This is a genomic window from Stenotrophomonas sp. 78350_Sma (assembly GCF_056482105.1).
Map to the genome: position 1 here is coordinate 1,160,304 of NZ_CM151182.1, position 20,513 is coordinate 1,180,816.

General features: G+C 67.7%; 21 protein-coding genes. 4 read left to right on the forward strand and 17 right to left on the reverse strand.

What is annotated here, in order from left to right:
* Window positions 1-6: 6 nt before the first annotated feature.
* From murU to ACZK4H_RS05375, 4 genes are all read right to left on the reverse strand, one after another.
* The gene (gene murU / locus ACZK4H_RS05360) at window positions 7-717 is read right to left on the reverse strand and encodes an N-acetylmuramate alpha-1-phosphate uridylyltransferase MurU (RefSeq protein WP_099553088.1); all 711 of its coding nucleotides are present in this window, start codon (window positions 715-717) and stop codon (window positions 7-9) included.
* A complete protein-coding gene (locus ACZK4H_RS05365) occupies window positions 714-1,739 on the reverse strand; it encodes an aminoglycoside phosphotransferase family protein (RefSeq protein WP_099553087.1) in 1,026 nt (341 codons plus the stop codon). Before ACZK4H_RS05365 ends, murU begins: the two co-directional genes overlap by 4 nt.
* A gap of 62 nt (window positions 1,740-1,801) precedes the next feature.
* Window positions 1,802-2,071 (reverse strand): GlsB/YeaQ/YmgE family stress response membrane protein, encoded by a 270-nt coding sequence (locus ACZK4H_RS05370; protein WP_053516629.1) that lies wholly within the window; start codon window positions 2,069-2,071, stop codon window positions 1,802-1,804.
* A 69-nt stretch (window positions 2,072-2,140) separates the two neighbouring features.
* Window positions 2,141-3,634: a M20 family metallopeptidase gene (locus tag ACZK4H_RS05375; RefSeq protein ID WP_099553086.1), complete on the reverse strand. Its 1,494-nt coding sequence runs from the start codon at window positions 3,632-3,634 to the stop codon at window positions 2,141-2,143.
* A gap of 200 nt (window positions 3,635-3,834) precedes the next feature.
* On the opposite strand from ACZK4H_RS05375, the gene ACZK4H_RS05380 reads away from it, so the two are divergent.
* From ACZK4H_RS05380 to ACZK4H_RS05395, 4 genes are all read left to right on the forward strand, one after another.
* The gene (locus tag ACZK4H_RS05380) at window positions 3,835-4,161 is read left to right on the forward strand and encodes a ComEA family DNA-binding protein (protein ID WP_239503787.1); all 327 of its coding nucleotides are present in this window, start codon (window positions 3,835-3,837) and stop codon (window positions 4,159-4,161) included.
* Window positions 4,162-4,513: 352 nt separating this feature from the next.
* On the forward strand, window positions 4,514-5,596 hold the full coding sequence (locus tag ACZK4H_RS05385; RefSeq protein WP_099553084.1) for a L,D-transpeptidase: 1,083 nt from the start codon (window positions 4,514-4,516) through the stop codon (window positions 5,594-5,596).
* 17 nt (window positions 5,597-5,613) lie between these two features.
* Window positions 5,614-6,339: a murein L,D-transpeptidase catalytic domain family protein gene (locus tag ACZK4H_RS05390; protein ID WP_010483599.1), complete on the forward strand. Its 726-nt coding sequence runs from the start codon at window positions 5,614-5,616 to the stop codon at window positions 6,337-6,339.
* Between the two features lie 34 nt (window positions 6,340-6,373).
* Complete coding sequence (locus tag ACZK4H_RS05395) at window positions 6,374-6,979, forward strand: HutD/Ves family protein (RefSeq protein WP_099553083.1); 606 nt, start codon at window positions 6,374-6,376, stop codon at window positions 6,977-6,979.
* Window positions 6,980-7,063: 84 nt separating this feature from the next.
* Here ACZK4H_RS05395 and ACZK4H_RS05400 read toward each other — a convergent pair whose 3' ends face one another.
* The 13 genes from ACZK4H_RS05400 to ACZK4H_RS05460 all read right to left on the reverse strand — a co-directional run bounded on the left by ACZK4H_RS05400 (window position 7,064) and on the right by ACZK4H_RS05460 (window position 20,465).
* Window positions 7,064-8,668: a sulfite reductase subunit alpha gene (locus ACZK4H_RS05400; RefSeq protein ID WP_099553082.1), complete on the reverse strand. Its 1,605-nt coding sequence runs from the start codon at window positions 8,666-8,668 to the stop codon at window positions 7,064-7,066.
* Window positions 8,665-9,636, reverse strand: a complete 972-nt coding sequence (locus ACZK4H_RS05405; RefSeq protein ID WP_099553109.1) for an FAD:protein FMN transferase — start codon at window positions 9,634-9,636, stop codon at window positions 8,665-8,667. Before ACZK4H_RS05405 ends, ACZK4H_RS05400 begins: the two co-directional genes overlap by 4 nt.
* A 55-nt stretch (window positions 9,637-9,691) precedes the next feature.
* Window positions 9,692-10,495 carry a DUF4198 domain-containing protein gene (locus ACZK4H_RS05410; protein WP_099553081.1) on the reverse strand — a complete coding sequence of 268 codons (804 nt, stop codon included), beginning with the start codon at window positions 10,493-10,495 and terminating at the stop codon, window positions 9,692-9,694.
* A 75-nt stretch (window positions 10,496-10,570) separates the two neighbouring features.
* The gene (locus ACZK4H_RS05415) at window positions 10,571-11,089 is read right to left on the reverse strand and encodes a DUF2271 domain-containing protein (RefSeq protein ID WP_099553080.1); all 519 of its coding nucleotides are present in this window, start codon (window positions 11,087-11,089) and stop codon (window positions 10,571-10,573) included.
* Between the two features lie 26 nt (window positions 11,090-11,115).
* A complete protein-coding gene (locus tag ACZK4H_RS05420; protein WP_099553079.1) occupies window positions 11,116-11,754 on the reverse strand; it encodes a PepSY-associated TM helix domain-containing protein in 639 nt (212 codons plus the stop codon).
* Window positions 11,755-11,973: 219 nt separating this feature from the next.
* Window positions 11,974-14,394, reverse strand: coding sequence for a TonB-dependent receptor domain-containing protein (locus ACZK4H_RS05425; RefSeq protein ID WP_099553078.1), 2,421 nt, complete (start codon window positions 14,392-14,394; stop codon window positions 11,974-11,976).
* A gap of 145 nt (window positions 14,395-14,539) precedes the next feature.
* Window positions 14,540-14,941, reverse strand: coding sequence for a hypothetical protein (locus tag ACZK4H_RS05430; protein WP_099553077.1), 402 nt, complete (start codon window positions 14,939-14,941; stop codon window positions 14,540-14,542).
* Between the two features lie 164 nt (window positions 14,942-15,105).
* Window positions 15,106-15,783 carry a Fe2+-dependent dioxygenase gene (locus tag ACZK4H_RS05435; protein ID WP_099553076.1) on the reverse strand — a complete coding sequence of 226 codons (678 nt, stop codon included), beginning with the start codon at window positions 15,781-15,783 and terminating at the stop codon, window positions 15,106-15,108.
* Window positions 15,784-15,793: 10 nt separating this feature from the next.
* Window positions 15,794-16,513, reverse strand: coding sequence for a tetratricopeptide repeat protein (locus ACZK4H_RS05440; RefSeq protein ID WP_099553075.1), 720 nt, complete (start codon window positions 16,511-16,513; stop codon window positions 15,794-15,796).
* A 68-nt stretch (window positions 16,514-16,581) separates the two neighbouring features.
* Complete coding sequence (locus tag ACZK4H_RS05445) at window positions 16,582-18,870, reverse strand: TonB-dependent receptor (RefSeq protein WP_099553074.1); 2,289 nt, start codon at window positions 18,868-18,870, stop codon at window positions 16,582-16,584.
* Window positions 18,871-19,017: 147 nt separating this feature from the next.
* Window positions 19,018-19,422, reverse strand: a complete 405-nt coding sequence (locus ACZK4H_RS05450) for a hypothetical protein (protein WP_099553073.1) — start codon at window positions 19,420-19,422, stop codon at window positions 19,018-19,020.
* A gap of 174 nt (window positions 19,423-19,596) precedes the next feature.
* Window positions 19,597-19,929 (reverse strand): non-heme iron oxygenase ferredoxin subunit, encoded by a 333-nt coding sequence (locus ACZK4H_RS05455; protein WP_012479365.1) that lies wholly within the window; start codon window positions 19,927-19,929, stop codon window positions 19,597-19,599.
* Window positions 19,926-20,465 (reverse strand): GNAT family N-acetyltransferase, encoded by a 540-nt coding sequence (locus tag ACZK4H_RS05460; protein ID WP_099553072.1) that lies wholly within the window; start codon window positions 20,463-20,465, stop codon window positions 19,926-19,928. The genes ACZK4H_RS05455 and ACZK4H_RS05460 overlap by 4 nt, the downstream gene beginning before the upstream one ends.
* Between the last annotated feature and the right edge of the window lie 48 nt (window positions 20,466-20,513).

The following is a 20,513-nucleotide window of genomic DNA, read 5'->3' on the forward strand; positions in this document are numbered from 1 at the left end:
AGGGGCTCAGCCGTTCGCCGCCAACTCAGCATCCAGCGCACGCAGGCGATCCACGGTGCCGACATCGGTCCAGCGCCCGCGATGGTGCTGCCCCGTCATCAATCCCTGCCCCATGAAATGCTTCTGCAGCGGCACCACCGAGAACTTCGGCGGCATCCGCTCGCTGCCCGGTGCCTCGCCGATCACTGCGCGCCAGTCGGCCACGATCGAAGGACGGTACACGCCGATGCCGGCATAGGTCAGGCAGGGCCCTTCGCGGTCGTGGTGCAGCAACCCCTGCGCATCAAGGCGGTAGTCCCCGTCCGGGTGCTGCGTGGGATTGTCGACCAGCACCAGGTGCGCCTGGCCCTGCGGCTCGCGCGGCAGCGTGGCGAAATCGAAGTCAGTCCAGATGTCGCCGTTCACGACCAGGAACGGGGCGTCGTCCAGCACCGGCAACGCGTTGAGGATGCCGCCGCCGGTTTCCAGCGGGGTCTGCCCTTCGTACATGAAATGCAGGCGCAGGCCCCATTGGCTGCCATCGCCCAGCGTCGCCGGGAACTGCTCGGCCAGCCATGCGGTGTTGACCACCACCTCGCGCACGCCGAGTGCGGCCAGGCGTTCCAGGTGCCACACGATCAGCGGCTTGCCAGCTACTTCCAGCAGCGGCTTGGGCGTGTGCAGGGTCAGCGGGCGCATGCGCTCGCCGAGGCCGGCGGCAAAGACCAGCGCCTTCATCGGGCCACGCGCATCGGTGCGGCCAGGTCGGCCAGCGCCGGCTTGATGCGGTGCTCCAGCAGCTGCTGCAGTGGTGCCAGTTCGCGGTAGCGCGGCAGCACTTCATCCAGATAGGTGATGAAGCGCGGCGCGTCGTCGAGGTAATGGCCCTTGTTGTCGCGGTAGCGCAGGCGGCAGAACAGGCCAAGGATCTTTACGTGGCGCTGGATGCCCATCCAGTCGGCATCGCGCAGGAAAGTGGCGCGGTCGGGCACCGGCAGGCCGGCCTCGCGCGCACGCTCGTGGTACTGCGCCAGCCATTCGTCCACACGCTGCAGCGGCCAGCTCAGGAAGGCGTCCTTGAACAGGCTTACCGCGTCGTAGGCGATCGGGCCGCGCACCAGGTCCTGGAAATCCAGTACCGCCGGGCCGTCGTCGACTGGCATCAGGTTGCGCGGCATGTAGTCGCGGTGGGTCATCAGCTGGGCCTGGCCCAGCGCGTTGTCCATCAGGCGGCGATGCACCAGCTGCAGGCCTTCGATCTCGCCGCAGTCCAGCTCCAGGTTCAGGTGCCGCTGCAGGAACCATTCGTCGAACAGGCCGGCATCACGCTGCAGCAGCGCTTCGCCGAACTGGCCGAAGTCGGCCGGCACCGGAATCGCCTGCAGGCGCAGCAGTTGTTCGATCGAGCGGCCGAACCATTCATCGGCGTTGCGCTCATCGAGGATCTTCGCCAGGGTCGGGCCACCGAGATCTTCCAGCAGCAGGAAGCCGGCCTCCAGGTCCTGCGCGAGCAGCATGGGCACGCGCAGACCGTTGTCGTGCAGCAGGCCGCGCATGCGCAGCCACGGCCGCGGATCTTCCAGCCCCGGCGGGGCGTCCATCACGATGTGGCTGCCGCGCGTGCTGGTGGTGCGCCAGTAGCTGCGCATGCCGGCATCGACCGAAGCGCGCTCGACCACCGCGTTGGCATCATCGAGCTGGGTACGGGCCCACCGCAGGCGCTGCGCGCTGCGCTGGGGATCGGAGGCGGGTTCGGTCATGCAGGCATATCCGGGCGCGCCGGGCGCGCCAACGTCGGGAACAGGAAAGGAAGGGGACGGGGTCAGCGGCGGCCGCTGAACAGGCGCAGGATGGCCAGCACGGCCACCGCGCCCACCACCGCACCGAGGAAACCGGCCGGTTCACCGGGGGCGTACCAGCCCATGTACTGGCCGAACCAGCCGGCCAGCAGCGCGCCAAGGATGCCCAGCACGATGGTCAGCAGGCAGCCCATGCGGTTGTTGCCGGGCATGAAGAAGCGCCCGAGCAGGCCGACGAAGAAGCCCACCAGCAGGATGTACAGCCAGCTGCTGCTGCCGAACAGACCATTCATGCGCGCGGATTCCGCTTGAGTGTGGACGCAGCCTAGCAAGGCCAGGCTGCGTCCGTCACGGGTGCCGGATCAGCAGCAGCCGTGGTCGCCGTGGCGGGTGCCGCTGTCGGCGGCCACCGGCGAACCGCTGGTCTCGCCGCGCAGGCTGGCGGCGTAGTGCTCGCTGATCACCTTGGATACGCAGGCGGTGACCTTCTTGCCCATCGGGATGTGCAGGAACTCGTTCGGGCCATGCGCGTTGGAGTGCGGGCCGAGCACGCCGGTGATCATGAACTGCGCACCCGGGAACTTCTCGCCCAGCATGCCCATGAACGGGATCGAGCCGCCTTCGCCCATGTACATCGCCGGCTTGCCGAAGAAGGCCTGGCTGGCGTCGTCGATGGCCTGGGTCAGCCACGGCGCCATGGCCGGGGCGTTCCAGCCGGTGGACGCCTTTTCAAGGTCCAGGGTGACCTGTGCGCCGTTCGGCGGGTCGCGCAGCAGCGCTTCCTTCAGCAGTTCGCCGCAGGTCTTGCCATCGGCGGTTGGCGGCAGGCGCAGCGACAGCTTCACCGAGGTCTGCGGGCGCAGCACGTTGCCGGCCGATTCCAGCGGCGGCATGCCGCCGACGCCGGTGACCGACAGCGCCGGGCGCCAGGTGCGGTTGAGCACCAGCTCGGTCAGGTCCTCGTTCATCGGGCGCAGGCCGTCGACCATCGGGAACTTCTCGAAGATCTCGGTATCGACCACTTCGGCGGCGCGCTTGGCCTGTTCCTGGCGCTCGGCCGGGATCTCGACGTTCATGCCGTCGATCAGGATGCGGCCGGTGTCCTGGTCCTCGATGCGCGAAAGGATCTGGCGCAGCAGGCGGAAGCTGGACGGGATCACGCCGGAGGCATCGCCGGAATGCACGCCTTCGTTGAGCACCTTCACGGTGAAATTGCCGCCGGTCAGGCCGCGCAGCGAGGTGGTGCACCACAGCTGGTCGTAGTTGGCGCAGCCCGAATCCAGGCAGACTACCAGCGATGGCTTGCCGATACGGTCGGCCAGGTGGTCGACGTAGGCCGGCAGGTCGTAGCTGCCCGATTCTTCACAGGCTTCGATCAGCACCACGCAGCGCGCGTGCGGCAGGCCCTGGGCCTGCAGCGCCAGCACGGCGGCCAGCGAGCCGAAGATGGCGTAGCCGTCGTCCGCACCGCCGCGGCCATACAGCTTGTCGCCGCGCAGGACCGGGGTCCACGGGCCGAGGTCGTCGTCCCAACCGGTCATTTCCGGCTGCTTGTCCAGGTGGCCGTAGAGCAGGATGGTGTCGTCGCCGGTTTCGGCGCCGGTGGCCGGAATTTCCAGGAAGATCAGCGGGGTGCGGCCTTCCAGGCGCACCACCTCGACCTTCAGGCCGGGCAGCTGCTGGGCCTTGGCCCAGTTCTCCATCAAGGTGACCGCCTGTTCCATGTAGCCGTTCTGCACCCAATTGGCGTCGAACATCGGCGACTTGTTGGGAATGCGGATGTAGTCGACCAACTGCGGGACGATCTCGCTGTCCCACTTGTCATTGACGAATTGGCCGAGCTTGGCGCTGTCCATCTGAAACTCCGGTTGCATGGGCTGTGATCGCGCCATTCTACGCCTGTGCTGGGGTAGGGTTTTTCCTACATCACGTCGGGTATTTGGCTGGCTTACGGAAATCCGGGAAACCGATAGGCTGTGCACATGTGGTGACGGACACTGTTCCTACCGACGGGATTGCCGGTCGGGACGGCCAGAATCACAAGGAGATACACGTCGTGCCTTGGTTTGTCGTGTTGAGGGTGCTGGTACTGGTAATGGGGATCGCTGGGGCGCATGCCGCCGAACCGATCGACATCAACCGCGCTGATGCCCAAGCGCTGCAGCAGGGATTGACGATGGTCGGAGCCGCCAAGGCCGAGGCAATTGTCGAGCACCGGCGCAGACACGGCCCGTTTCATCGCGTCGAGGACCTGACGCAGGTGAAGGGAATAGGGAATGCAATCGTCGAACGGAATCGACAGCGGATCACCGTAGGCAACAGGCTGTTGCCGGCGGATCCGGTACCCGGATCGGTACCGGTGCGAACCGTACCCAGGCGCTGACAGCAGGAATCGTCGGAACTGGCAGGAGGCTGGTTCACCGGACACGGGCAGGACGCCTGTGACCACCGACCGCCGCAGGATGCGGCACCAATCACCAGGATGGTGGCATCACAGACCTGTGGAAGGGGCTGAGATACAAACAGGACAGACGCGGCCGCGTGCAGGATGCAACGCTACCCCCACAGCGCAGGATGCGAGGGGGCGGCAGCAGGCCGACAGGGACGTAACGATTGCCCGGTACGACACATGGCTGTGTCGCCGGGCAGTTTCATTTGCGGCGCCCGGTTTTGCCGCGGCCACCACGGGTCGATGGTGTACGGTGGCTGCTCCGCACGGAAAGGACACCCGCTGGATGTTTCCGCATCGCCCCACGACCCTGATGCTCGCCCTTGCACTGGCCCTGCCGCTGCTGGCCCATGCCGCTGCGCCTACACCGGCTGCCAAGCCCGCCGCTGCCGCCAGCACGGCCGACGTGCGCGGGCCGACTGACCTCAAGCCGGGCGAATACCTGTGGCATCCGGAAATCTCGCCGAGCGGCCCGATCGTGCTGGTGGTCAGCCTCGATGAGCAGCGCGCCTACGTGTACCGCAACGGCATTGCCATCGGCCTGACCACGATCAGCTCGGGCAAGGCCGGGCACGAAACACCGACTGGTGTGTTCACCATCCTGCAGAAGGACAAGGACCACAAGTCCAACCTCTACAACAGCGCGCCGATGCCCTACATGCAGCGGCTGACCTGGGACGGCATCGCCCTGCATGGCGGCAGCCTGCCCGGGCATCCGGCCTCGCACGGCTGCGTGCGCCTGCCGCAGGCCTTCGCGCAGAAGCTGTTCAGCGAAACCCAGCGCGGCGATACCGTGGTCGTGGCCGATGCCAAGAGCTCGCCGATGACCCTGGCCTATCCGTCGGTGCTGGCGCCGGTGAACGCGCGCGGCCAGGCCCTGCCGGAGACCGAGGGCGGAGCCCCGGCACAGGCCTGGTGGGACGACGCCGCGGCGCCGGCCGGGCAGGTCGGCATCCTGGTCAGCCTGCACGACCAGCGCCTGTACGTGCTGCGCGATGGCGTGATGATCGGCGAGTCGCCGTTGAAGGCCGATGCACTGCCGGCCTTCCAGGGCACGACCCTGTTCGTGATGGGGCAGGGCTACAGCGACACCCCCAGCCCGCTGGACGTGAACCAGCGCCTGCACCAGTGGACGGCCTACCCGTTGCTGGGCCAGGACCGTGCCCAGGCCACGCCGGACCTGCTGGCCACGCCCTCGCTGCCGATGGCGCTGCCGACCGATTTCGCCCGTCAGCTGTACCAGGTGCTGGTGCCGGGCACCACCCTGCTGGTGACCTCGCTGCCGGCGGTCCGCCCAAGCCCGGCTGAATCCGGAATGCAGCCGGTCTTGGAATCCGAGCCGCCAGGGTCCACCCTCAAGGGCAACTGAGTCCCCTCGTTGTGCCCATGACTGCATCCCGCCTGTGCCGGCTGGCCGCGTTCGGCCTGCTGGCGACCTCGGCCAGCGCCCCGGCGCTGGCACAGACGCCCGCCCTCGCCACCTCTGCCGATGATCTGGCTGCCCTGCTGTCGCGCAGCGCACCCAAGGCCGACCGCCACGTGCTGCAACTGGCGGCGCATGCCATGCGCTGCGCACTGCAGCGGCCGGAGCTGGGCATCAATGGTGATCGCCTCAGCGTGATCGACTATTCGCGGCCGTCCACCGAGCCGCGCCTGTGGGTGTTCGACCTGGCCCACCAGCGCCTGCTGTTCGAGGAATGGGTGGCGCATGGCCGCAACAGTGGCGAGAACCGCACCGAGCACTTCTCCAACCGCGATGGCAGCTTCATGTCCAGTCTTGGCGCGTTCACCGCGCAGGAGACCTACATGGGGGGCAATGGATATTCGCTGCGCCTGGCCGGGCTGGAACCGGGCTTCAACGACCGCGCGCGTGACCGAGCAATCGTCATCCACGGCGCGCCGTACGTGAATCCGGCCACCGCACAGCTGCAGGGGCGGCTGGGGCGCAGCCTGGGCTGTCCGGCGGTGCGGCTGTCGGTAGCCAAGCCGCTGATCGATGCGTTGCGTGGTGGCACGATGGTGTTTGCTTACTACCCCGACCAGGATTGGCTGAAGCACTCGCAGCTGCTGGCCGGTGGGTGCGGCGGCCAGGGCACGCTCGCCACGCGGTGATGCACGACGGCGCGCGGCATGATGCAATGCGCTGATGAACATTGACTCCCTGCTGCACACTCCGAGCCAGGTGATCTCCAGCCTGGACTACCGCCGCGAACGGTGGCGCAACGGCCTGGGCTGGACCCGCGAGATCCTGCGCCTGCCCGTGCAGGGCGATGACTGGGCGCTGCGCCTGTCGGTGGCCGAGATCGAGCAGGACGCGGCGTTCTCCGCCTTCCCTGGTGTGGAGCGCGAGCTGGTGCTGCTGCAGGGCAATGGCGTGCGCCTGCGCTTCGACGATGACCGCGTGGCCGACGTGTTGCCACCGCATGGACGGGTGCGCTTTGCGGGTGAGGAAACACTGCACGGTGAACTGGTGGACGGCATCACCCACGACTTCAACCTGATGTGGAAGCGCGAGCTGCTGCAGGCCGAACTGCTGCACCGGCCATTGGTGGGGTCGATGTTCTTCTTCTGCGAACCGGGTGTGGCCTGGGCGCTGCACCTGTTGGCCGGGCACGCCGAATTTGGTGAGGACAGTGGATTGCCGGCCATGCAGGCCGGCGATACCGCGTGGTTGGCAGCCGGTGAACGTCAGCGGCACGCGTTGCAGGGCGGTGGCGAGCTGTTGGCGATCCGGGTCAGTGCGGCGGGGTGATGATTCGTTGGCGCCGGTGGGCACGGCCAGCCGAGCATGGCTCGGCTCTACAGTAGATCCACGCCATGCGTGGATGCGGCCACCTCAATACACATCGCGCCGGTAACGACCGGCCAACAGCAACGCTTCCTTGCCGTCCGCTCCCAGCACCTGCTCGATCACCGCATCCACCGCCGGGGCCATGCCCTGCAGGCTGCCGCAGACCAGGATCGCCGCGCCTTCATCCACCCACTGCCGCAGCGTTGCCGCTTCGGCCAGCAGCCGGTCCTGCACGTAACGGTGCACGCCGCCATCACGGCTGAACACTGCATCCAACCGCGCCAGCGAGCCGTCGGCCAGCATCGCCTGCAGTTCTTCACCGAAGTGGAAGTCGTGCGCAGCGGTGCGCTCACCGAACAGCAGCCAGGTACGGCGTGCGCCACGCTGGGCACGTTCGTGCAGGTGCGCGCGCAGGCCGGCGATGCCGGTGCCGTTGCCGATCAACAGCAGCGGCACGTGGGCGGCGACGCCATGGAAGTTGTCGTTGCGACGCAGCCGCAGCTGCACCGGCTCGCCGATGACCGCGTGGTCGCACAGCCAGCCGCTGCCGATGCCGGGTGTACCGTCCGCGCGCAGCTGGCGACGCAGCAGCAGTTCCACCGCGCCACCGGCCATCACCGAGGCGATCGAGTATTCGCGATGCGGCAGCGGCTGCAGGGTCGCCAGCAATGCGGGCAGATCACCCGGGGGAACCAATGAGGGCAGGTGCGAGCGCGCGACGCGTGCCAGCAACGTCTGCCCGTCATCCAGCACGATGTCCGCATCGAAGCGTTGTGCGTCCAGCCAGGCACGTACGGTGTGCGATGCATGCTGCGGGCCGATCTCGGCGATGTCGCCGGCCTGCCACTGCGCATCTGCATCGGCCGGTGGCTGCAGGCGTATCCAGTACACCGGGCCGCCGGGGCTGCCCGGGTTCAGATGCGTGCGCTGCAGCAGCGTCCACGGCTGGTACTCGGCCGGACTCCAGTCGGGCAGTTCGCTGGCGTTACCGCCGAGTTGTCCCAGCAACTGCTGCCAGTGACGCAGCGCGGCCGGATCGGCGTTGTCGACGTCGATCGCATCGAACAGAGGGTGCGCGCCGTGCTGGCGCAGCCATTGGTCGAGCTGGTGGCCGAATCCGCAGAAGTGGCCATAGCTGCGGTCGCCCAGCGCGAGCACGCCGTAGCGCAGGTGCTGCAGCGAGGGCGGCGTGGCCATCACCCCGCGCAGGAAGGGCAGGGCGTGGTCGGGCGGATCACCTTCGCCGGTGGTGCTGGCGATGAACAGCGCGCGCTGGCTGTCGGCCAGCAGCGCCGCGTCCACCTCATGCAGGCCACGCACGCGCACCGGCACGCCGGCACCACGCAATGCCTCGGCACTGCGTTCGGCCAGTTCGCGGGCAAAGCCGGTCTGGCTGGACCAGACCAGCAGGATCGGGGGCGTGTCACCGGTTGCAGTATCGTCGCGCGGTCGCCCACGCCACCACAGTGCGGCGCAGGCCAGCGCATACAGCGCGGTGGCGATGATGGCGATCTGCGATTGCCGTTCCGGCGGCGCGCCCTGCCACCAGGCTTCGCCGAGATGCAGTCGCAGCAGCGCCCAGGCGATCAGCGCCAGCAGGATCAGTACAAGCGCGTTGCCGAGCAGCGCGCGCGACGGTCGTGCACTCATGCGTCCTGCTCGTCGAGCAGGCGCTGGAGGGCGCTGCTGAGGAATTCCCGCGGGCCTTCTGCGGCGCGTTGCAGGTAGCGCGCGGCCAGTCCTTCGCGTTCGGCCAGCGCCATGCCCTGTTCGCGACCGAGTACGGTCAGTGCGGTGGCCCAGGCATCGGCGTGCATGGCGTCGTCGGCCACCACCGTGACCGCCGCTGCAACCTGCCGCACCGGTCTGCCCGAACGCGGGTCCAGGCTGTGGCTGTAGGCCTCGCCATCGGCCTGGTACTGGTGCCAGCGATCACCGGAGGTGGCCACCGCCTTGCCGTCCAGCGCCAGCACCCGCGGTGGTGTTTCGGTGTGCGCGTCTTCTTCCGGCGCCGATTCCACCAGCACGCGCCACGGCTGGCCGTTCGGCTTGCGACCATAGCCAGCCAGTTCGCCACCGACCTCGATCAGTGCAGCAGCAATGCCTTGCCCACGCAACCAGGCGGCCACGTGATCGACGCCAAAGCCCTTGGCGATCGCAGAAAGATCCAGTTCCAGTCCACCCGGTTGCAGCAGCGCATCGTCCTGCCACTGCAGGCGCTGCCAACCGCAGCGATCGCGCGTGGCCTGCAGGGTAGCGTCGTCGGGCTGGCGGCGTTCACCGGCATGTGCACCGAAGCCCCACAGTGCAACCAGCGGGCCGATGGTGGGATCGAAGGCACCGTCACTGGCGGCAGCGATGGCCAGTGCGCAGGCCAGAACGTGGCGCGTCTCGGCCGGCAGCACGCACCATTGGCCGGCGTTGGTGCGGTTGTAGCGGCTTAGATCCGAGCCGGGCTCCCACGTGCTCATCTGCGCGACCACATCATCCAGCCGCGCCTGGATGCCGGCGTGCAGCGGGTGCAGGTCGCGCTGGCGCGGCGCAACCAGCGACACGCTCCAGGTGGTGCCCATGGTGGTGCCGCCGAGGCGGGCGATGTCGAGCAGGGAATCGGTCATGGTGAGGCGTTGCGGCGGCGATGCCGGGGCCTGCCCGGCATCGCGGTCCACGTCATTACTGCGGCAGCACTTCCAGCGTGGCCACGTAGCTCAGGCGGCGCTTCGCGGCCTGCTTCACCGAGGTCTTGTTGTCCTCGGTGCCGGTTTCCAGCCAGTACATGCCGGCTTCCGGCCAGGTCACCTTGATCTCGCCCTTGGCATCGCTGGTCAGCTTCAGTTCGTCCTGCGCGTTGCGGTAGCGGGTGGCGCCACGCACGATCTCGAATTCGAGGCCGGCGGTCGGCTTGCCGTCAACCAGTACGCGGAAGGTGGCTTCCTCGCCGGCGAACAGGTCGTTCGGGTGGCCGACGGCGACCAGCTCGATGCCACGGTTGGTCGGCTTCAGCGCGGTGTCGTTCGGCGCGCCGTTGGTGACGAAGGTCTCCACGCGACCGACCGACTGGCTCACTTCCAGCTTCTTCGCATCCTTCGGCAGTTCACCAAAGGTGGCGACGCTGCCGCGCCAGCGCTTGCGCTCGCCGTTCTGTTCGTAGGTGGCGAACAGGCCGTCGTTGACCGAGGCGATGCGGTAGGTGCCCGCCTGCTTCAGTTCGATGTCGAACACGCTGCGGTACTTGCCGGTCGACGCGTTCTGCGGCTGCACGGTGCTGCCGTCCGGTGCGGTGATCACCAGCGATTCCAGGCGCAGCGGCACGTGGTTGAAGTAGAACAGGTCGTTGGAGACCGCACCGTCGACGGTGATCCACGGCGCGTTGCCGGCGATCACGGTCTGCGAGGGCAGCAGCCAGGCCTTGTGGGCCAGGGCGGAGAAGGGAAGGGCAGCGGCCAGGGCGGCGGCGAGGACGAGCGTGCGCTTCATGCGGAAGACTCCAGTGGATGCGGGGTGATGCGACAAGAGCGAGGGGATTAGGACTTAATCCCCTCCGTCCCCTTTTCAGGGTTTGACGGCGAGGGTGACCTGGCCCAGTTCGGTGGCGCCCTGCGCCTTGCCGTTCTGCGCGGCGGTGGCTGGCCAGGTGAAGGGGATCTTCAGCAGTTCGCGGCCGCCGACTTCACGCACCGCTTCCACTACCAGGGTGTAGTTGCCCGGGGCCAGCTGCTTCAGTGCCGGCTGCTTGTCGTTGAACGACAGCGCGTGCTTGCCGACCGGGCGGGTCGGACCGGTCACGCCATCCACCGGCACCTGCAGGGTGCGACCGCTCTTGCGCCACCACTGGCGCAGGTCGGGCAGCCACTTGGTGCCGTGGCCTTCGCTGTTGCTGGTCTGCTGGTACCAGACCGAGAGGTTGGCCGCGACCTTCTGGTCGGCGCCTTCCAGCCACACGGCCACATACGGGCGGTGGTATTCGGCCACGTTGAGCTTGGGCACTTCGACGTTGATGTCGAGGGTGGTGGCATAGGCTGGCGAGGTGGCCAGCAGGCCGCTGAGGGCGATGGTCAGGGTGACGCGCATGGGGCGGCTCCGGAAACGGGGAAAAGTCAGTGGATCAGCAGCAGGGCGATCAGCAGCGGGATCATCAGGCCGAGGCCGACCAGCGGCCAGGTCATGCGCCGCTGCCGTGCATGGAGGTGCAGCAGGAACAGGCCGGTGATGCAGAACACCAGGCAGGCCACGGCGAACAGGTCCAGAAACCAGCCCCATGCCGGGCCGGCATTGCGGCCCTTGTGCAGGTCGTTGAGGTAGGACACCGCGCCGCGCGAGGTTGATTCGTACTCCACCGCGCCGGTCTCGCGATCGATGCTCAACCACGCGTCGCCACCCGGTCGTGGCAGCGACAGGTAGATCTCCTCGGCCGACCACTCGGCCGGGCGGCCGCCGATGGCGATGCCCAGCTGCGTATCCAGCCATTGCCGGGCGGGGCGCGGGATCGGCGCATTGCCGTCTTCGCGCGTGCCGAGCTGGCCAAGCAGATCGGCTGGCAGTTCCAGGTGCTGGTTCTGCACCTGTGGCTTGGCCTCGATCTTCGCGGCATGGTTGAGGGTCAGGCCGGTCACCGCGAACAGCAGCATGCCGATCAGGCACACCGCCGAGCTGATCCAGTGCCACTGGTGCAGCGTCCGCAGCCAGAAGCCACGGCTTTGTTGCTGCTGCACGGCGGAAGAGGCAGGACGGCTCACGGCACGGTTCGAGGCGGACGGGGACTGCCCATTACATCATTGGTGAGAATAGCTCGCAATTGCGTGTCGTTCTGTATCCCGGAGGGGCCCTTGCTGGTTTCCGCCAGCGGCCGGCACTACCGCTACCACGGATCGTGGATGAAGCGGTGCCGACCAAGGTCGGCACCCACCGGAGCAGGGCAATGCCGGCCAGTGGCCGGCACTGCCGGTGCGCGGCGGTCAGAACTTCGCGTTCAACGAAATCCAGTAGCTGCGGCGCTGGTCCTTGGTCGCGTAATCGTCCACGCAGTTGAACTCGCTCTGGCTGATCAGCAGGCACGACTGCGAGACGAAGTTCTTGTCGAACAGGTTGTTGACCCGCGCATTGACCGTCAGCCATGGCGTGGCCTTCCAGCTGCCACCCAGGTGGAAGATGGTGTAGTCCTCGTAGTAGCGGGTCTGGCTGGCGCCGTTGGCGTCCAGCAGCGTGTCGCGGTAGCGGTCGTAGCGGCCCTCGCCGATCAGCGACAGGCTGATGGCCTCGTTGAGCTGCCAGTTCAGGCTGGCATTGGCCATGTGCTTGGCCGGGGTGGTGCCGGTGATCGGCAGCCCCTTCTGCGGGCCGCTGGTCTGCTCGCTCCTGGTCCAGGTGTAGTTGCCGCGCAGCTGCAGGGTGTCGAGCAGGTCGACGTGGCCGGCCAGTTCGGCACCACGGGTTTCGGCCTTGTCGATGTTCACGCTCTGGGTGAAGGTGCTGTAGCCCAGCGCCGCCCAGCCCGGGCCGATGTCCACGCAGTAGCCGCTGCCGGCCGGTGCCACTTCGCAGTTCGGGAAGGTGCCGCCGCTGGCGATCTTGTCCTCGAACTTATTGATGAAGCCGGTGACGTTGAATCCCCAGCGCTGGCCTTCGTAGTAGGCGGCCAGCTCGTAGTTGGTGCTGGTTTCCGGCTTCAGGTTCGGCGAGCCCACCAGCGGCAGCACGCCCTGGCCACCAAAGCCGGTGATGCCCGGGAACAGCTGGTCCGGACGCGGGGTCTTGTAGCCGGTGCTGACGCCACCCTTGAAGGTCCACGCATCGCTGGCATTCCACACCAGGTAGCCGCGCGGGCTGAGATGGCTGCCGAAGATGTTGTGGTCGTCGTAGCGCAGGCCGAAGGTGGCAGTCAGGGTGTCGGTCAGCGCCCAGTTGTCCTCGGCGAACAGCGCCCACATGCGATGCTTCTGCTTGGTGTTGCTGCGGTAGCCGGCGCCGTCCATGCCGAACACGCCGTCGATCATGTCGGTGTCGTTGTACTGGCCGCCGACAGTGAGCTTGTGCGTGCCGAAGTCCAGATCCAGCATCGTGTCGAGCACGTAGCCTTCCAGTTCCATGGTGCGCAGCGGACGCGGCAGGAAGGCCTGCAGGCGCGCCATTTCACTGGGGTTGAGTGCGGTCAGCGCATTGCCACGGCCGGCCGCGCAGTTGCTGGCGGCACCGGTACGACGGCACACGTCGTTCCACAACGTCTGCAGGTTGGCGCGCTCGTCAAGGGTCAACGGCAGCGATCGGCCGAGGTTGCTGCTCTTGCTGTGGGTCAGCGAGGTCTGCCAGGTGCCGAAGCTGTAACGGCCCTGGTGGGTCAGCGACAGCTGGTCGCGCTCGTAGCGCTGGTAGGCGGTGTAGCCCACGCGCGGCTGCACCACGCGGCGGGTGACCGTGCCGTTGCCGTTCGGGTTGGGAATGACTGCGTTACCCACGCGCCACAGGCTGGCCAGGCTGTCCAGGGTGCCGGTCTGGCCTTGGCTGTTGTCGTACTTCTGCCGCGAGACGTCGTAGTCCAGCCACAGCTCGTGGTCATCGTTGACGCGGAAGTCCAGGCGCACGCCGGTATTCCAGTTGGTGTTGGCCACCGACTTGCCGCCGCCACCGAAGCCGATGCTGCGCTCCCACAGCGTGCCGTCGGGAAGGGGCAGTGCATCCCATTCCGGATTCGATGCCTTGGCATCGTAGTAGCTGCCGCGCACCGCCAGGCTGAGGCGGTCCTTCAGCAGCGGGCCGCTGAGGTACAGGTCGGTGGTGCGTGCATCGCCGAACTGGTCGTCCTGCTGCACGGTGAAGCCCTGGGTGAGCGCGCCATGCCAGCTGTCCTGGTTGCGACGGGTGATGATGTTGATCACGCCGCCCATCGCGTCCGAGCCGTACAGCGTTGACATCGGGCCGCGCACCACTTCGATGCGCTCGATCGCATCCAGCGGCGGCAGGTAGGCGAACTGGCCGCCGCCGAAGTTGTTCGGGTACAGCTGGCCGACATTGCTCTGGCGGCGGCCGTCGATCAGCACCAGGGTGTATTCGGAGGGCAGGCCGCGCATGGAGATGGTGGCGCGGCCGTTCTTGTCGGTGGCCTCCAGGCCGACGTCGATGCCTTCCACGTCGCGCAGCGCATCGACCAGGTTGGTGTAGGGGCGCTTGCTCAGTTCCTCGCGGCTGACCACGCTGATGCTGGCCGGTGCATCGACCACCTTCTGTTCGAAGCCGGAGGCGGTGACCACCACCTTGTCCAGCGTCTGCGGGGCGCCGGCGACCTCTCCATACGCGAAAGCAGGGGCCGCCATCGCCGCCAGCACGGCGCTGGTCAGCAGGGGGCGGGACAGGGACGAACGGACACGATGGCGCTGGGCCATGGCAGTTACCTCGAAAGATGCAGGGAGGTGCGATGCCGGGCGCGAAGGGCGCGGCATGCGTGGGAAGCCCGGTCAGGGGCGGCAGGGATGAAGCAGGCAGCGGCGTGCGGGCGCGACCGCGCAGGCGGTCACGTCGGGCCGTTGATCAGGCGAGCGGCGGCGCCTGGCCGCGTTGCTGGCGACGCCCGGGCGCGTCGGCCCAGGGCGTGTCCGGAGCGGCCAGTGGCCAGTCCGTGCGCACGCCAGGCATGGCCGGCGTGGCGGGTACGAGTTCAAGTTCGGTACGCAGCCACTGGCTGGCCAGCAGCAGCGGCGAACGGGCCTTCTCGGCCGCTTTCACCGGGGTGGAGGCACAGCGGCGCAGCTTGGCCGGGGCTTCTTCCTGCAATGGGCCTTCGCCGCCGCGTTCTTCCAGCGGTACCTGCACGGTCGCCGCTGTCGCCGGATGCGGCAGCAGCGGCAGGGTGCCCAGCAGCAACGCCAGCATCGCCACCCACGCCAGCAGGCTGGCCAGCGCAGGACGCTGGCCGCGCATGGCGGCACCCATCTTGCGATGGATCAGTGGGCGAGGGCGGAGCGGACGCAGCAAGCGGGGGTCCCCATGGGGCTGCCGGCAGCGGCCGGCATCAACGGGGCGTGATTGTAATGAGAGCCGTTAGCCGTTGCAAATGAGAATGATTGCCAAAATGTCGCAGGCCGGCCCGGCAAGACTCAGACTTCGCTCCAGCGCCGCAGCAGGTTGTGGTACACGCCGGTCAGCTGCAGCACCGCCTCGGCGTCGCCACCGGTCTGCCGCAGGCGTTCGATCGAGCCGTCCATCTCCCACAGCAGGCGCCGCTGCACGTCGTCGCGGATCATGCTCTGCACCCAGAAGAACGAGGCCACGCGCGCGCCGCGGGTGACCGGATTGACCTTGTGCAGGCTGCTGGACGGATACACGACCAGGTCGCCGGCCGGCAGCTTCACTTCGTGTTCGCCGTAGGTGTCGCTGATGATCAGCTCGCCGCCCTCGTACTCGTCCGGATCGGACAGGAACAGGGTGCAGGAGATGTCCGAGCGCAGCTGCTCGCCGTTGGCCAGGTTCATCACCGCGCCGTCGACATGGAAACCGTAGGTGCCGCCACCGCTGTAGCGGTTGAAGCGTGGCGGCAGGTACTTCAGCGGCAGCGCCGCGCTGAAGAACAGCGGGTGCCGGGCCAGCGCAACGAGGATGGTCTCACCCAGTTCGCGGCGCAACGGCGATGCCTCGGGCAGCTGCTGGTTGTGCTTGGCCTGCGCCCCCAGATGGCCGACGGTTTCGCGGCCATCGGTCCAATCGGCGGCATCCAGGCGACGTCGGAATGCGGCCACCTGCTCGGCGCTGAGAATGTCGGGGATGTGCAGCAGCATGTAGGACTCCTCAGGGGGACGGCGGTGCGACCAGGGCGCGCACCTGCGGATGTGGGGACGCCGCCAGTTCCGGCACGATGTGCGCCATGAACGCCGGGCTGCCGTGGGCCAACGCCAGTCGCAGCCAGTGCACCGCCTGCTCGATCTGGCCGTCCTGCAGCAGGATCGATGCGTAGTTGGCCTGGCCGCGGAAATCGCCGGTCTCGGCGGCGCGCCGGTACCAGTCCAGCGCGGCCTGCGGATCGCGCCCGATCTCCAGGCCGTCCTCGAGATGGCGGGCCAGCAGGTTCATCGATTTGGCGTGGCCCAGGTGCGCGGCGCGGGTGTACAGCGCCAGCGCCTGCGCGCGGTCCTGTGGTACACCGCGGCCGGTGGCCAGCAGGTTGGCCAGGTTGTACAGGCCCCAGTCCAGGCCGGTATCGGCCGCGCGCCGGTACCACACGGCGGCGAGTGTCGGGTCGAGGGCGGTGCCCTGGCCCAGTTCGTGGCAGCGGCCCAGCATGTTCATCGCCATCGGCGCGCCGTTGTTGGCGGCGGTCTCGTACCAGAGCCGTGCCGCCGAGGCGTCCTGTTTGGTGCCTTTGCCTTCCATGTGCATCTGCGCGAGCAGCAGTTGTGCCTCGACCTGCCCGGCCTGCGCGGCATCGCGGATGTGCGCGAACGCGGCAGGCGGGTCGTGCTGCAGCAGCGCGGCCAGGGCGTCGCTGTCGATGGGGGTGCGGTTGGCCATGCAGTGAGTATCGCCGGAAACAAAAACGGCGGCAGGAGACCCTGCCGCCGTGGTGGAGCGGAGCTACATCAGAACTTCACGTTCAGTGCCAGGGTGGCCGAGCGACCCGGGGCGATGCTCGCGTAGTGCGAGGCATAGGCCTTGGTGAAGTAGGTCTTGTCGGTCAGGTTCTGCACGTTCAGCTGCAGGCTGATGTTGTCCTGGATCGCGTAGCTGGCCATCGCGTCGAAGCGGGTGTAGCTGGCGATCCACTTGGTGTTGGCGACATCACCGTACTGCTTGTCCGAGTAGAACGCACCGGCGCCGACGGTCAGGCCGATCGGGAAGCGGTAGGTGGTCCACAGGTTGGCGCTGTGCTTGGCGGTGTTCGGGAACACGTTGCCGTTGTTCGGCGACGGCACGTAGACGTTGGAGGGGCAGGTGCGGCCCGACACGGCGCAGACGAAGCCGTTGTCCTTCAGTTCCGAATCCAGGTAGGTGTAGCCGCCATACAGGCTCCAGGCATCGGTCAACTGGCCATTGAAGCCCAGTTCGAAGCCGTTGATTTCCTTCTTGCCGGCATTCTGGCTGGTGCCGTTGTCGATGGTCACACGTGCGTTGTTCATCACGGTGTGGAAGATCGCGGCGGTCAGGTTCAGGCGGTTGTCGAGCAGGTCCCACTTGGTACCCAGTTCCAGATTCTTGGTGTCCTGCGGCTTGAGGTCGGCCACGGCGGCGCTCAGGCCGTCCGAACCGTCACCACCGTCCATGCCCGGCGGGGTCGAGGAGGTGCCCCACGACAGGTAGATGCTGCCATTGGCGGCCGGCTTGAATACCACGCCGGCCTGGTAGTTCAGGAAGTCGTTGTCATTGCGCACGCGGGTCGGTGCCGCGCCCGCCACCGGGGTGGTCAGGGTGGTGCTGTAATCGTCGTAGCGCAGGCCAACGTTGAAGCTCCACTGCGCGGTGAGCTCGATGGTGTCGAACAGATACGCGGACGTGGTCTTGGTGCGCTGCTCGACGTCCAGCGCCTTGTCGCTGCGGTACACCGAGTGGGTAGCCGCCCACGGATCGTTCGGGTTCGGGTTGGCGAAGCTGGTGCAGTTGTAGCCGGTGGCCGCACCGGTGGTCGGGCACTTGCTGTTGCCGGTCAGCGGGTTGCTGGTGCCCGGGGTCATCAGATAGCTGCCGCGGGTCATCTTCTCGTCGCTGTACTCCACGCCCGCGCTGTAGCTGTGCTTGAGCGCGCCGGTCTGGAAGGCGCCGGTCAGGCCCAGCTGGTCGGCGAAGCTCTTGACGTCAACGGCGCGGGTGTTGGTACGGCGCCACAAGGTGCCGTAGTTGTTCGGGTTGCCCTGGCTGTCGTCCGGCTGGGTCCACAGGTAATCGTTGCTGGTGTTGCCCAGGCGCGCGATGTTGCGCAGCTTGTGGCCGCCGAAGTCGTAGCTGGCGTCCAGGGTGCTGATGTCGGCGCGGGTGCGCTGGAAGTCACGATCGACCAGGCCGTAGTAGTTGTTGCGGTCCGGCACCATCGGGCGGCCATCGACCCACTTCGAGGCCGGCGCACCGTTCGGGTTGCCGTACGGGAAGCCACCCGCGTCCGGCAGGTCATCGCTCTGCATGTGGTAATGGCTGGCGATCAGCTGCGCCGGGCCGTTCAGGCCGAATGCGATGGACGGCGCGATGCCCCAGCGGCTGACGTTGGCCGCATCACGGCCGGCGATGTCCGATTCGTGCTTCATCAGGTTCAGGCGGGCGGCGATGCCATCGCCCAGCACGTAGTTGGCGTCCACGGTGCCGCGGGCGTAGCTGTCGGTGCCGATGCCCATGCTGGCGCTGGTCTCGTTCTTCAGCTTCGGCGTCTTGCTCACCAGGTTCAGGCTGCCACCACCGGAGTCACGGCCGCCGTAGGCCGAGCTCGGGCCCTTGACCACTTCCACCTGCTCCAGGTCGAAGATTTCGCGGGTCTGCGAACCGACGTCGCGCAGGCCGTCGACGAACACGTTGCTCTGCGAATCGAAGCCACGGATGAACGGGCGATCGCCGGTCGGGTTGCCGCCTTCGCCGGCACCGAAGGTGATGCCCGGCACCATGCGCAGCGCATCCTGCAGGTTGGTCGCGCCGGTCTCGGTGATCAGCTTCTCCGACACGATCGAGACCGACTTCGGGGTGTCCAGAAGTTCAGCGGTGAACTTCGGCGAGGACGGATTGAACCAGCTGCCGCGCACCTGCACTTTGTCCAGGTCAGTGGCCTTGCTGGTGCCGGAGGCGGCGCCGTCGGCGGCCTGTGCGGCCAGCGGTGCGAAGCCGGCGGCCAGGGTGGCCGAGGCGAGCAGGGAAACGCGCGGGGCGTACTTGCGGGTCTTGATGTGGGTCATGGTCTGGGTGGCGGTGGCTTGGATCGGGAAAGGGTGCGGGCCGGCACGCAGGCGTGGCGGCAGGCAGGAGACGGGTGCTGTAGAGCCGAGCCGATGCTCGGCTGGCCCGAAACGCAATGAGGCGCACGGCAAAGGCCGCAGGGCGCCTCAGCTGGCGTGCGGTGCGGGCGGTGCGTGGCCGGGGTTCAACCGCAGTGCGGGATCGTGCAGCTGCCAGCGCAGGGCGTCGGAGCGCCACAACGGGATGTGTGCGACCAGGGTGGCACGCGCGGGGGCCAGGCCGGTGCAGGGTGTACTGCCCTCGCCATCAAGCGGTGGCTCGGGGGCAGGGGCGGCGTGTTGCGGGCATTCGTCGGCCGGCGTTTCCGGCAGCGGCATGGTCTGCAGCAGATCATCCGCGTGTGCCTGCCAGCCATGTGCGGCCGGATCGCTGGCACGCCCCTCGTGCAGCGCCGACCAGCCCAGCAGCAGCGTCAGCAGCACGGCCACAAGCAGCGGCCACCCCTGGCGGGCAAGCTGGCACAGCGTGGCGGCGGGCGCGGGCGAAGCCATGGCGCAGGAGCGGAGTCGTTACGAAGATGTTACGTAGAATAACATCAACGATAATGATTCGCATGTGCGGGGTGTGGTGGGCCGCCGGGGCGGCCTTGGAGCGCCCTGGGAAGGCCCTTGTGGGCCTCCTGTGGGTCCACCCCACAGGTGGATGCCCTTGTTCAAGGCGCGGCTTTAGTCTCGGTCGTCGCGGGTCCAGACCGCGTCGTGCTCCCGCTTTACCGGGAACTTGGGCACCGGGGTATAGGCCGGGGCGCACAGGGCGCGGCCATCGCGCACGTCGAAGCGCGCGCCGTGCAGCACGCACTCCACGCTGCCTTCGGTGGTGTTGAACTCGCCCGAGGACAGCTCGAATTCTTCATGCGTGCACTGATCTTCCAGTGCGTACAGCTCGCCGTCGAGGTTGAACACCACGATCGGCGTGCCGGTCACTTCGTCGAACACGCTCTTCATTTCGCCCGGCAGCAGCTCGTTGCCGGCACAGACAAAGGTCCAGGCCTCGCTCACGCGGCGGCTCCGGCCAGCGGCTTTTCCAGGATCTCGAAGCGCAGGTCGTCGCGCTTGGGGATGCCGAAGCGTTCGTCGCCATACGGGAACGGCTTCTTGATGCCGGTACGGCTGTAGCCGCGACGCTCGTAGAAGGCGATCAGTTCGTCGCGCACGTCGATGACGGTCATCTGCATCACCGGCACGTTCCATTCGCGCGCGGCGTGCGCTTCGGCGGCATCCATCAGCTGCTTGCCGACGCCACCGCCCTGCTGGGCCGGGTCGACCGAGAACATGCCGAAGTAGCCCTTGCCGTCGACATCGGCGACGTGGGCGCAGGCCACCAGTTGGCCCTCGCGTTCGGCCAGCAGGATGGTGGAGCGCGGGCGGTCGAGGTCGCCCTGGATGCCTTCGGCGTCGATGCGGGCACCGTCCAGCAGGTCGGCTTCGGTGGTCCAGCCGACGCGGCTGGCGTCGCCGCGGTAGGCCGAGGTGACCAGGGTGATCAGGGCGGGGATGTCGGCCGACGTGGCGGCGCGGTAGGTCAGGGTGCTCATCGGCCCATTCTAGGTGGGCCGTGGGCGGGCGCAAATGGGGGAGCGGCG

Coding starts and splice junctions, on each gene's coding strand:
- ACZK4H_RS05385 (WP_099553084.1), top strand. CDS start 4,514: ATGTTTCCGCATCGCCCCACGACCCTGATGCTCGCCCTTGCACTGGCC.
- murU (WP_099553088.1), bottom strand. CDS start 717: ATGAAGGCGCTGGTCTTTGCCGCCGGCCTCGGCGAGCGCATGCGCCCG.
- ACZK4H_RS05375 (WP_099553086.1), bottom strand. CDS start 3,634: ATGGACAGCGCCAAGCTCGGCCAATTCGTCAATGACAAGTGGGACAGC.
- ACZK4H_RS05460 (WP_099553072.1), bottom strand. CDS start 20,465: ATGAGCACCCTGACCTACCGCGCCGCCACGTCGGCCGACATCCCCGCC.
- ACZK4H_RS05410 (WP_099553081.1), bottom strand. CDS start 10,495: ATGAAGCGCACGCTCGTCCTCGCCGCCGCCCTGGCCGCTGCCCTTCCC.
- ACZK4H_RS05435 (WP_099553076.1), bottom strand. CDS start 15,783: ATGCTGCTGCACATCCCCGACATTCTCAGCGCCGAGCAGGTGGCCGCA.
- ACZK4H_RS05365 (WP_099553087.1), bottom strand. CDS start 1,739: ATGACCGAACCCGCCTCCGATCCCCAGCGCAGCGCGCAGCGCCTGCGG.
- ACZK4H_RS05390 (WP_010483599.1), top strand. CDS start 5,614: ATGACTGCATCCCGCCTGTGCCGGCTGGCCGCGTTCGGCCTGCTGGCG.
- ACZK4H_RS05445 (WP_099553074.1), bottom strand. CDS start 18,870: ATGACCCACATCAAGACCCGCAAGTACGCCCCGCGCGTTTCCCTGCTC.
- ACZK4H_RS05450 (WP_099553073.1), bottom strand. CDS start 19,422: ATGGCTTCGCCCGCGCCCGCCGCCACGCTGTGCCAGCTTGCCCGCCAG.
- ACZK4H_RS05395 (WP_099553083.1), top strand. CDS start 6,374: ATGAACATTGACTCCCTGCTGCACACTCCGAGCCAGGTGATCTCCAGC.
- ACZK4H_RS05405 (WP_099553109.1), bottom strand. CDS start 9,636: ATGACCGATTCCCTGCTCGACATCGCCCGCCTCGGCGGCACCACCATG.
- ACZK4H_RS05425 (WP_099553078.1), bottom strand. CDS start 14,394: ATGGCCCAGCGCCATCGTGTCCGTTCGTCCCTGTCCCGCCCCCTGCTG.
- ACZK4H_RS05415 (WP_099553080.1), bottom strand. CDS start 11,089: ATGCGCGTCACCCTGACCATCGCCCTCAGCGGCCTGCTGGCCACCTCG.
- ACZK4H_RS05440 (WP_099553075.1), bottom strand. CDS start 16,513: ATGGCCAACCGCACCCCCATCGACAGCGACGCCCTGGCCGCGCTGCTG.
- ACZK4H_RS05430 (WP_099553077.1), bottom strand. CDS start 14,941: ATGGGTGCCGCCATGCGCGGCCAGCGTCCTGCGCTGGCCAGCCTGCTG.
- ACZK4H_RS05400 (WP_099553082.1), bottom strand. CDS start 8,668: ATGAGTGCACGACCGTCGCGCGCGCTGCTCGGCAACGCGCTTGTACTG.
- ACZK4H_RS05370 (WP_053516629.1), bottom strand. CDS start 2,071: ATGAATGGTCTGTTCGGCAGCAGCAGCTGGCTGTACATCCTGCTGGTG.